We start from the raw sequence: 11,815 nt of genomic DNA on the forward strand, positions 1-11,815 counted from the left end.
TAGGAAGTAGTCTTTGTTTTAGACCTAAAAAGTTAGTCGTTTTTTATACTATCGGCATATTCAATAAGGTAAATTTCTTCATCATCTTTTTTTAGATAGTATTCTTCTCTAGCAAATTTTTCTATTTCTTCTTTGCTGTTTAACTTCCGAAGAATAGATTTATCTTTTTCTATAGCTTCTTTTAGATGAACTTTTTGTTCCTCTAATTTTTCTATTTCTTTATCCAATTCTCTATGTGTAAACCACCAAGAATTGGCATCAAAAAATAACATCCAAATAACAAATACGGTTAGGACAAGCACGTAAATGTTGCTGAAAAATTTAAACCATCTAGATTTTCTTATTTCTTTAAATGTCATTTTATAGCAAGCGTTCGTTTATAATGGTTCTTACAATATCAACGGCAACAGTATTGTATCTATTGTTTGGAATAATAATATCTGCAAATTCTTTTGTAGGCTCAATAAATTGTTGGTGCATCGGTTTTAGCGTTGTTTGGTAACGTAATAAAACTTCGTCAATATCTCGCCCTCTTTCAGAAATATCTCTCTTTATTCTACGTATTAATCGCTCATCAGAATCGGCATGTACATATATTTTAATATCAAAAAGTTCTCGTACTTTAGGATTTGTAAGGATTAAAATACCTTCCACAATCATTACTTTGTGGGGGTGCGTAAGGATAGAATCTTTTGTTCTATTATGTTTTACAAAAGAATATACAGGTTGCTCTATAACTTCATTATTTTTTAAAGCTACTAAATGATCGTATAAAAGATCAAAATCGATAGCCCGTGGATGGTCAAAATTTATTTTTGTACGTTCATCATAGCTTAAATGAGAAGTTTCATTGTAATAAGAATCTTGAGAAATAACTCCTACTTCGTTCTCTGGAAGTTCGTTTACTATTTGATTAACAACGGTTGTTTTCCCACAGCCAGTTCCACCAGCAATTCCGATTATGAGCATATTCGTTTTATTTTTTACAAAAATATGAATTTTAGGTGTTAATTATAACACAAGATATAAACACTTCTTAATCTCGATATTATTTATGCTGTTATTTTTATCAGAATATAAGAAAAACCCGTTGTGCATTTAGGCAATATTGATTTTTAGGTTATTGATATTTCTGTTGAATTCAAATATGTTTATATATTGAATGACCGTCATAGCCGTAATCTTAGATAATATTCTGTTTTTGAATCCCTCAAAAGATTTAGCATAATTCCTTCGAATCATAAATTGGTCGCAAAGTTGAGAAAACAATGTTTCAATACGCTTTCTGGATTTCTTAAAAACGTACGGCTGCTCCCTATAGTTATGCTGGTTTGTTCTCATAGGGGTTTCAAGTCTAATATTATGATATTCAAATAAATTCAATTGATATTCAGCCGACAAATACCCTTTATCACCAAGTAATATGCAATCACTTAATTGATGCTTTATATCCTTTAAATAATTAATATCGTGCACAGAGGCTGGACTAATATCCATACTTTCGATAACACCCTGAGCAGAACAGACAGCATGTAATTTATATCCATAATAATGGCTTGATTGACTTGCACAATATCCTTTTTCGGGCAGACTGTAGTTTTGTTCTTTACATATCTTACTTCTAGCGCTTCTTGATAATTTACAGACCTCTAACGGCATACTGTCAACAATATAACAATGCTCAGATTTATTCAACTTTCTCACTAATGCCTTGCGAAGTGATTCTCTAAAAGAAAACAACTTACGCTTTCTTCTATTGTAGACACTGCGCTCTATTTTGCTGGATAGACCAGCAGGTAACATTCGAAAAAGCTGGCATTCACTATCAACACTCATATATTCTGATGTTAAATCAATAGCTATAAGCTCTTTATCTCTTAATTTAGGTTTACGGATTTGATGTAAATAATCCATTTTACAATCCAATTCTTTTAAAACCTTGAGGATTTTGTCGTAATTTGCTTGAAAGTTGTGCATATAAATTATAGTGTGGTTACTACAATTTACTGCATTTTAGCAGTTTGCACAACTTTTTCTAAATGCACAACGGGTTAAGAAAAGTATTTTTATCTAAATATTATTGTTGTCCGATAAAAGCAGACAGCGTTTATTGCATTCCACATAATATATCAAGGGTTAATAGAGGTTTTTAAAATAGCCCCATTGCTATTAAGAAAAATGAATAAAAAGAGGAGTTAAGTAATGTTATTTCTTTAAGATGCTCATTTTGTGATAGTTAAGATTTAGTCTTTGTTCTTTTCTCTTGCAGCGAAGCGGTCTTGTATTTTTACTCGAACATTAATGGTTTTAAACACGCTGATTATCAGTTATTTATAATTTTATTTTTTTAAATTGAAGAAAAATAGAAAGGCATAAAAAAGTTATAACAATATTTAACGATTCTTATCTTGTAAGAAATTGACTCTTTTTGTAGTTTTAGCCCCGTAAATGAAACTACTCTATAAAATATTAATATCTTTCATTGTTGTCCTTATAACTGGCTACAGTTTACTGTTTGCTAATAGTAATAAGGAAGAATGCGGTATTTCTATTATAAATGGTATTGAAAGCTCTACACATTCTGGAGTTGAACTTATTAAAAATGCACAATCTTTAAGTGCATATTCTTTTTCTAATTCAGAAAAAAAGAATCACAGATTAGAAATAATTGAAAGCGAAGTTGAGGAAGAGGTAACTTCTTATAAAAAACAAGTAGAGTTAAATAATTTTATTAATTCTACACTTTTCTCTTTAGCACTTATAGCTTTCTTTCCTTTTCCAAAAAAACATTTATTTCACTGTAAGAAATTATCTAACTCATTATCTTACAGATTGTATATCATATTTCGAGTATTCCGAATTTGATTTTAAAGTATTAGAAGGGCAAGAGTCATTGTCTTTCACTTCCGTTTAGTTAAAATTTAAACACAAAGTTATTAGCAACAATTAAGGTTGCTATAAGCATCTGCTGTGTTTTTCAAATTTTTAAATAATCTTAAATAATCCTTACGCTTTAAAAGCAAAATTGTTATGAAGAATACGCTCATAGTGATGAGCTTGTTTGCCTTGTTAAGTCATACAAGTTGTTCATCAAAAAAAGAAAAAGAAAAGAAGGAAGAAGTTAAATTTGCAGTAACTACTCCTAAAGTTAAAGACACAATTATTACCGAAGATTATGTGTGTCAAATACAATCCATTAGACATATAGAATTAAGAGCCCAAGAACGTGGGTATTTACAAAAAATATATGTAGATGAAGGTCAGCATGTAAAAAAAGGCCAATTATTATTTCAGATAATGCCAAAATTATATGAGGCAGAATTTGAGAAAGCAAAGGCAGAAGCAAATTTTGCAGAAATAGAATACAATAACACTAAAAATTTGGCTGATAACGATATTGTTTCGCCAAACGAATTAGCAATGGCGAAAGCAAAATGGGAGAAGGCTAAAGCTGAGTTGGCGCTATCTAATGTTCATCTTCAGTTTACAGAAATTAGAGCCCCATACGACGGAATTATAGACCGTTTTCTTGTAAGAGAAGGAAGTTTAGTAGACGAAGGAGAATTACTTTCTAGCCTTTCCGATAATAGTGAAATGTGGGTATACTACAATGTACCAGAAGCAGAATACTTGAATTACACTACTAGTTTTAGTAAAGAAAATCCTATAGATGTTAATTTATTGATGGCAAATAATCAACTGTTTAAGCACCAAGGAGAAGTAAGTACTATTGAGGCTGAATTTAATAATGAAACAGGGAACATTCCATTTAGAGCAACATTTCCAAATCCTGAAGGATTGCTTAGACATGGAGAAACAGGAAGTATTATGATGGAAGTTCCATTTAAAGACGCTATGATAATTCCTCAAAAAGCAACCTTCGAAATTTTAAGTAAGAAGTTTGTTTTTGTAATTGATAAAGATAATAAAGTGAGACAAACAGAGGTAAGTGTAAAAGCCGAGTTACCACACTTGTTTATTATAGATAAAGGTCTTTCCGCAAACGATAAGATATTACTCGAAGGGATCCGAATGGTTAAAGATGGTGAAAAGATAGCGTATGAGCTTGAAAAACCAGATGCTGTTTTAGCAAACTTAGATATGTACGCAGAGTAATTCAAACCCATAAAATTACAACAAAATGTTTAGTAAATTTATAAAAAGACCCGTGTTGGCTATTGTCATATCGGTGGTCCTCGTTTTTACGGGATTACTGGCTATGAAGCAATTGCCAATATCGCAATTTCCGCAAATTGCACCAACTACTGTTAATATCTTTATTGCATACCCAGGAGCAAGTGCAGATGTATTAGTAAATTCAACCTTAATTCCTTTAGAAACTTCTATAAATGGGGTACAAGGAATGCGTTATATAGCTTCAGATGCAACCAGTGCAGGAGAAGGAACTTTACGTATTATTTTCGAACCAGGTACAGACCCTAATCAGGCTGTAGTAAGAGTAAAAACTAGGGTTGACCAAGTAATGCCCTTACTTCCAGAACTAGTACAAAGAGAAGGGGTGGTAATTACCCCTGTACAGCCGAGTATGCTTATGTATGTTAACTTGTTTAGTAAGAATGAGAATAACGATGAGAAATTTCTATACAACTATGCATACACTAAAATAGTTCCAGAAATACAGCGTATAAAAGGAATTGCAAGTGCTAAAATTTTGGGAAGTCGTAAATATGCAATGAGAGTTTGGTTAAAGCCAGACCGTATGAGAGCTTATAAAGTTTCTGCTGAAGAAGTTTTAGAGGCTATGGACGAACAAAGTATTATAGCTAGGCCAGGACGATTAGGTAGAAGTTCGGGTAAAAAGGCACAAGCTTTAGAATATGTACTTACCTATCAAGGAAGGTACAATGAACCTGAAGATTATAAAAACATTATCATTAAAGCCAATGAAGATGGGGAGGTTTTAAAATTAAAAGATATAGCCGATGTTGAATTAGGAAGTGAGTTTTTTGATATTTACTCCAATTTAGATGGAGATCCAGCGGCGTCTATAGTTTTAAAGCAAACCTTTGGAAGTAATGGTAGTGATGTAATAAAATCTGTAAAAGATAAACTTAAAGAGTTGGAAGCAGATTTACCTCCAGGGGTAGATTATCAAATTGGATATGACGTATCAAATTTCTTAGATGCTTCTATTGAACAAGTAGTACATACCTTACGAGATGCTTTTATTCTGGTAGGAATTGTTGTGTTCTTGTTTTTAGGAGATTGGCGCTCCACGCTGATTCCGATTATTGCAGTACCTGTATCTTTAATAGGAACCTTCTTTGTTATGCAAATGTTTGGACTCTCTATTAATTTAATTACCCTCTTTGCATTGGTATTAGCTATTGGTATTGTGGTAGATAATGCTATTGTGGTGGTAGAGGGAGTCCATGTTAAAATTCATGAAGAGAACCTCACGCCATACAAAGCCTCATATGCCGTATTAGAAGAAATGGGAGGAGCTATTGTTGCTATTACCCTTGTAATGGTTTCCGTATTTATTCCAATTTCCTTTATGTCTGGACCAGTGGGAGTTTTCTACCGTCAATTCTCTATAACAATGGCGGCTGCCATTATTTTATCGGCGGTTGTAGCATTGACGTTAACCCCGGTTTTATGTGCTATTTTATTAAAAAACAATCATGGTAAAAAGCGTAGATCTCCTGTAGATAAATTTATAGATTGGTTTAACTCTAAGTTTGATAAGCTTACAGGAAGGTATGTAAAACTACTTACATTAATAGTTAATCGTAGAGTAATAACTTTCGGACTTTTAACAGCTTTCTGTGTAGGGATATTCTTTACTAATCAGGTGTTGCCAGCAGGATTTATTCCGAATGAAGACCAAGGAATGATTTACGCTATTATTCAAACTCCTCCAGGAGCAACATTAGAGCGTACAAATGAAGTTGCAAAAAAACTGCAAAAGATTTGTGAAGAAACCGAAGGAGTAAAATCTGTTTCCTCATTGGCAGGTTATGAAATTATGACCGAAGGTAGGGGGTCTAACGCAGGTACTTGCCTTATTAACTTAAAACCATGGGATGAGCGCCAACACAGTGTTCATGAAATCATGGAAGAGTTAGAAGAAGAAACCAAAGACCTTGGAGCTGTTATTGAGTACTTCGAGCCACCTGCGGTACCTGGTTTTGGATCTTCAGGAGGTTTTGCAATGCGTTTACTCGATAAAACAAGTTCAACAGACTTTCATGAGTTCGAAAGCGTAAATAACGATTTTATGGATGCATTGAGAAAGCGACCAGAAATTACAGGTTTATTTACCTTCTTTGCTGCCAATTATCCACAATATGAGTTAGTAATTAATAATAAAGCTGCTATGCAAAAAGGAGTTTCTATTGGAAAAGCAATGGAAAACCTTAATATATTAATTGGGAGTACGTATGAACAAGGATTTATTAAATACGGAAGATTTTTTAAAGTATATACACAGGCAGCTCCAGAATATAGAGGAATGCCATCCGATTTAGAAAAGCTGTATGTTAAAAATGAAGAAGGAGAGATGGTTCCTTATTCTGCTTTCATGAAAATGGAAAAGAAATTAGGACCTAATGAAATTACCAGATACAACTTATATAATTCTGCCGCAATTAGAGGACTTCCAGCTAAAGGTTATACCAGTGGAGATGCTATTAAAGCTATCCGTGAAGTAGCCGAGCAAACGCTGCCAAGAGGGTATGATATTGGTTGGGAAGGTCTTTCTTATGATGAAGCTTCTAGAGGAAATGAATCTTTATACATTTTCGGAGTCGTATTAATATTTGTGTATTTAGTACTTGCTGCTCAATATGAAAGTTTCTTATTGCCATTGGCAGTTATTCTTTCTTTACCTGTAGGGGTTTTTGGATCTTTCTTATTATTAAAATTAACAGGATTAGCAAACGATGTGTATGCACAGATTGGAGTTATTATGCTGGTTGGATTACTGGGTAAAAATGCCGTATTGATTGTAGAATTTGCAGTTCAAAAAAGGCGACAAGGATCTAGTATTATTGATGCTGCTATTGAAGGAGCAAAAGTTAGGTTTAGACCAATTTTAATGACCTCCTTTGCCTTTGTTGCTGGATTAATTCCTTTAGTAATTGCAACTGGGGCAGGGGCAATAGGAAACAGAACTATTGGGAGCTCTGCCATGGGAGGAATGCTTATAGGAACTATTCTAGGGGTATTAGTTATTCCAGGGTTGTACTTTGTTTTTGCTAAAATGTCCGACGGACGTGAGCTTATAAAGGATGAAAATACGGAGCCTGTTTCAGAAGAGTTTATGCGTACCGGAGAAGGGGAGAGAAAAACAGAAATGAAACTTCGCAGAATTGATAAACTCATGAAAAAATTAATGAAAAAATCTGACGATGAACAATAAAAAGGGAATTATGTTACACTCTAAAAAAACGTATCTGGTTGGGATTATTGCTATAACAACCCTTTATTCTTGTGTTCCAACTATTAAAAGTATGGAAGCAGATAAGTCGGTTCCAGAGCAATTTAAGAATCAAACTACAGACAGTTTGAATACCGCCCAAATTAAATGGAAGGAGTACTTTACCGACCCATATTTGGATAGCTTGATTGGAATTGCTTTGGAAAACAATCAGGAATTAAATATTACGTTACAAGAAATCCAAATTGCTAAGAGTGAAGTGAGAGCCAAAAAAGGAGAGTATATGCCTTCAATTGGACTTGGAGCTGGAGCAGGGCTTGAAAAACGTGCGCGTTATACAAGTTTAGGAGCTAATGATGCCACTACAGATATTAAACCAGGAGAAGAAATGCCAGATCCGCTTCCAGATTTTATGCTGGGAGCGCATGCCTCTTGGGAAGTAGATATTTGGGGTAAACTACACGATGCTAAGAAAGCAGCAGTGAGCAGGTATTTATCTTCTGTGGAAGGGAAAAATTTTGTGATTACTAATTTAATTGCTGAAATAGCTAACTCTTATTACGAATTATTAGCTCTTGATAATCAGCTTGAAATTGTAAAACAAAATGTAGCGATTCAATCTAATGCTTTAAGGATTGTAAAACTTCAGAAAGAGGCTGCTAAAGTTACAGAGTTAGCAGTTCGTAAATTTGAAGCAGAAGTGCTTCACACAAAGAGTTTACAATTTGATATTCAGCAGAAAATAACGGAAACGGAGAATAAAATTAATTTCTTAGCAGGAAGATATCCTCAGCATATAGAGAGAGATTCAAAATCGTTTACAGAATTATCTCCTAGTATGATTCATACTGGAGTTCCCGCACAATTGCTAGAAAATCGTCCAGATATTAGACAAGCAGAATTGGAATTAGCAGCTTCTAAATTGGATGTTAAAGTTGCCAAAAAAAGATTTTATCCTAGTCTAGATATTACAGCAGGGATTGGATATCAGGCTTTTGATACCAAATATCTTTTTACTTCTCCAGAATCTCTATTGTATAATGTTGCAGGAGAGTTAACAGCGCCTTTAATTAATAGAAGTGCTATAAAAGCAACATATTACAGCGCAAACGCACAGCAAATACAAGCTGTTTATAATTATGAACAAACGGTTTTAAATGCGTATGTAGAAGTGGCAAATCAGCTAGCAAAAATAGATAATATTAAGCAAAGTTATGACCTTAGATCTCAGGAGGTAGCTGCGCTTACCAGATCAATAGATATTTCTAATATTCTGTTTAAATCTGCCAGAGCAGATTATATGGAAGTGTTGTTAACGCAACGCGATGCATTAGAGTCTAAGTTTGATCTTGTTGAAACAAAAATGGAACAAATGAGTGCGATGGTAGAAATGTATCGCGCACTTGGTGGCGGATGGAATTAGCATTCGTAATGATTAATTAATCCTGAATTTAGTGTTAGTAAGGTTCCCTCATTCTTACTTTAAAAATAGGATTAGTTTTTTTTGATTAGTGTTTGGTTGATGTCCATTTTGGATGCAACCAAAAGAACAGAATAGTGGTTAGAGATTAGTAAAACTATCTGTTTAAAGAAGCCTTCAGCATTTTTTTTGCTGAAGGCTTTTTGTATGTTAAAAAGATGAAAAAGAGTGCTAAAGTTTTGATAAACCACCTGAATATTATTGTGTTACGGTTTTATGATGTGTAAATTTAAGTAACCAAAAAGTTAGAAATTATGAAAAAAGAAGCATTAATTTCCATATTATATAAATGTGTTGCCAAATGTTACCATTGTGCAGATGCTTGTTTGGAAGAACCAATGGATATGAGTAACTGTATTCGATTAAATAATGTATGTGCTACTACATGTAATGCTTTAGCAGAAGTATTATCAACCAATTTCAAGGAAACCTCAGGGTTGATTAATTTCTGCTTCTTTGTTTGTCAGCAATGTGAAAAGGAGTGCGAGCAACACACTAATAATCATTGTCAAGTTTGTGCACAGGCTTGTAAGGAATGTGCTAATGCTTGTCAGGAATATCTACAAGAACACGATTAAATCCCTCATTGAGGGTTTTATTCCCCAGAGTCGAGTTTACCGAAGGGCTCTACGTCGAAATGGATTAAATTATTTTCCTTTGAATAGCACGTAGGCTTGCCTTGAGGTAGTTGATTTAACTATTAAAATTTTAAGAAAATGCCAAATCCAAGAATAAAAAATGAAGAGCAGTATGAGGCTTTACGAGATAAAGGTTATAGTAAAGAAAAATCTGCCCGAATAGCAAATACACCAGATTCAGGAAAAAAAGGAGGGAAAGCAAAACCTTATGAGCAATGGACAAAAGAGGAGTTGTATGAACAAGCCAAAAATGTTGGTATTTCTGGACGCTCTAAAATGAAGAAAAAAGAATTAATAACAGCTTTACGGAATAACTAAATAATTTATAATTCTTAACTTCAGGATAGTACAGGATAAGAGGTTTCTTACAATGGCATACTTTTAAGAATCTAAATTACAAGTCTTAAAATCTTAAGAAAAGCCAATATGAAAGCCAACTACCTATGGATGCTGTTATTTACAATTGCAGGATTATTTAATACCAGTGCACAACATAAAATGGAAGATTTAAACAGAGGGTTAGTCGCCATAAGAACAAATCCTAAGGAGGTATATGTGGCTTGGAGATTATTGGAAAGCGACTCTAAAAATGTTTCTTTTAATGTGTATCGAGATGGGGTTTTATTAAATAATCAACCTATAAAACAATCTACAAATTTCCTTGATGCTACTATTAAAAACGCTACTTACCAAATAAAAGCTGTTCTGGATAATAAAGAGGTCTTAGCTTCTGAGAAGGTAAAAGTATGGCAACAGAATTATTTAGAAATTCCATTACAAATTCCACAAGGAGGAACAACCCCCGATGGGGTTTCTTATACTTACACTGCTAATGATGCAAGTGTGGGAGATTTAGATGGCGATGGTCAATATGAAGTTATTCTTAAATGGAATCCTACTAACGCAAAAGATAATTCGCACGAGGGTTACACTGGGAATGTTTATATAGATGCATATACAATGACTGGAAAGTTAAAATGGCGTGTAGATTTAGGGATTAATATACGTGCTGGAGCGCATTATACGCAATTTATGGTATATGATTTGGATGGCGATGGAAAAGCAGAAATGGCTTGTAAAACAGCAGACGGAACTAAAGATGGACTCGGAAATATCATCGGGGAAACAAATAAAGATTACAGAAATAAAGTAGGAAGGATAACACAAGGGTCAGAATATCTTACCGTTTTTGATGGAGAAACAGGAAAAGCTATATCAACCACAGATTATTTGCCTGCTAGAGGAGATTTAGAAGCTTGGGGAGATACTTATGGTAATAGGGTAGATCGTTTTTTAGGCGGGGTAGCATATTTAGATGGTCAACATCCTAGTTTGGTAATGTGTAGAGGTTATTATACACGAACTGTAATTGCAGCTTGGGATTTTAAAGATGGGCAACTTCTTAAACGTTGGGTTTTTGATACAGATGATAAAGTAAATCAAGAGTATGCAGGACAAGGAAATCATAGTTTAAGTATTGCAGATGTAGATGAAGATGGGAAAGATGAAATTATTTATGGTTCGATGACGGTTGATAATGATGGAACAGGTCTTTATACAACTGGTTTAGGACATGGAGATGCATTACATGTGTCTGATTTTGATCCAAACAGACCAGGGTTAGAAGTTTTTATGCCTCATGAAAATAAAAAAGATGGAGTTACTTTTAGAAGCGCTCGTACAGGAGAGATCATTTGGCAGCATAAAAAAAATATTGATGTAGGAAGAGGACTTGCAGCCGATATAGATTCTACTCATTTAGGAGCCGAGTTCTGGGCAATGGGAGATATGGGAGTGTATAATGTTAAAGGAAAAGTAGTAGATTCAAAGATTCCATCTATAAATTTTGCTATTTGGTGGGATAACGATTTACAACGAGAACTCCTAGATGGAACAACCATTTCTAAATATGGAATAGGAACTATTTTTACTGCTGAAAACTGTAGCTCCAATAATGGAACTAAGGCTACTCCAAGTCTCCAAGCAGATCTGTTTGGAGATTGGAGAGAAGAGGTTATGTTTCGAACGTCAGATAATTCGGCTTTACGCATTTATATAAATTCTGATGTTTCTACTAGAAGATTAACCACGCTAATGCACAACAGACAATACAGAATGGCTATTGTATGGCAAAATGTAGGTTATAACCAACCTCCATGGCCTTCTTTTTATTTAGGATATGGTATGGATTCTTTAGATAAAACAACTATTAATAAATAACAATAGCAAAAGTTGATACTTTATATAGAACAATATCCTGCTGTAAATGCTTAAAAATATGTTACAGGACAGAAC

At 33.9% G+C, this 11,815-nt stretch carries 10 protein-coding genes; 7 read left to right on the plus strand and 3 right to left on the minus strand.

All coding sequences use genetic code 11. The features are described 5' to 3' along the window. Positions 1 to 32: 32 nt before the first annotated feature. From JOOMADRAFT_RS08815 to JOOMADRAFT_RS08825, 3 genes are all read right to left on the minus strand, one after another. Entirely contained in the window at positions 33 to 359 is a 327-nt protein-coding gene (locus JOOMADRAFT_RS08815; protein ID WP_008612656.1) for an FtsB family cell division protein, read from the minus strand. A 1-nt stretch (position 360) separates the two neighbouring features. After that, entirely contained in the window at positions 361 to 969 is a 609-nt protein-coding gene (gene udk / locus JOOMADRAFT_RS08820; protein ID WP_008612657.1) for a uridine kinase, read from the minus strand. A 129-nt stretch (positions 970 to 1,098) separates the two neighbouring features. Beyond that, positions 1,099 to 1,977: an IS982 family transposase gene (locus JOOMADRAFT_RS08825; RefSeq protein ID WP_008610872.1), complete on the minus strand. Its 879-nt coding sequence runs from the start codon at positions 1,975 to 1,977 to the stop codon at positions 1,099 to 1,101. Between the two features lie 471 nt (positions 1,978 to 2,448). Here JOOMADRAFT_RS08825 and JOOMADRAFT_RS08830 point away from each other — a divergent pair, with 471 nt between their 5' ends. The 7 genes from JOOMADRAFT_RS08830 to JOOMADRAFT_RS08860 all read left to right on the plus strand — a co-directional run bounded on the left by JOOMADRAFT_RS08830 (position 2,449) and on the right by JOOMADRAFT_RS08860 (position 11,740). Beyond that, positions 2,449 to 2,865 (plus strand): hypothetical protein, encoded by a 417-nt coding sequence (locus tag JOOMADRAFT_RS08830; protein WP_008612658.1) that lies wholly within the window; start codon positions 2,449 to 2,451, stop codon positions 2,863 to 2,865. Positions 2,866 to 3,030: 165 nt separating this feature from the next. Then, entirely contained in the window at positions 3,031 to 4,116 is a 1,086-nt protein-coding gene (locus JOOMADRAFT_RS08835) for an efflux RND transporter periplasmic adaptor subunit (RefSeq protein ID WP_008612659.1), read from the plus strand. Between the two features lie 25 nt (positions 4,117 to 4,141). Then, positions 4,142 to 7,384 carry an efflux RND transporter permease subunit gene (locus tag JOOMADRAFT_RS08840; RefSeq protein ID WP_008612660.1) on the plus strand — a complete coding sequence of 1,081 codons (3,243 nt, stop codon included), beginning with the start codon at positions 4,142 to 4,144 and terminating at the stop codon, positions 7,382 to 7,384. Next, a complete protein-coding gene (locus JOOMADRAFT_RS08845) occupies positions 7,374 to 8,825 on the plus strand; it encodes a TolC family protein (RefSeq protein WP_008612662.1) in 1,452 nt (483 codons plus the stop codon). Before JOOMADRAFT_RS08840 ends, JOOMADRAFT_RS08845 begins: the two co-directional genes overlap by 11 nt. A gap of 311 nt (positions 8,826 to 9,136) precedes the next feature. Further along, positions 9,137 to 9,460, plus strand: a complete 324-nt coding sequence (locus JOOMADRAFT_RS08850) for a four-helix bundle copper-binding protein (RefSeq protein WP_008612663.1) — start codon at positions 9,137 to 9,139, stop codon at positions 9,458 to 9,460. Positions 9,461 to 9,598: 138 nt separating this feature from the next. Then, a complete protein-coding gene (locus tag JOOMADRAFT_RS08855; protein ID WP_008612664.1) occupies positions 9,599 to 9,838 on the plus strand; it encodes a DUF7218 family protein in 240 nt (79 codons plus the stop codon). Between the two features lie 108 nt (positions 9,839 to 9,946). Next, entirely contained in the window at positions 9,947 to 11,740 is a 1,794-nt protein-coding gene (locus tag JOOMADRAFT_RS08860; RefSeq protein WP_008612666.1) for a rhamnogalacturonan lyase, read from the plus strand. The last annotated feature ends 75 nt before the right edge of the window (positions 11,741 to 11,815 follow it).

The sequence above is a fragment of the Galbibacter orientalis DSM 19592 genome, assembly GCF_000260115.1.
Lineage (GTDB): Bacteria > Bacteroidota > Bacteroidia > Flavobacteriales > Flavobacteriaceae > Galbibacter > Galbibacter orientalis.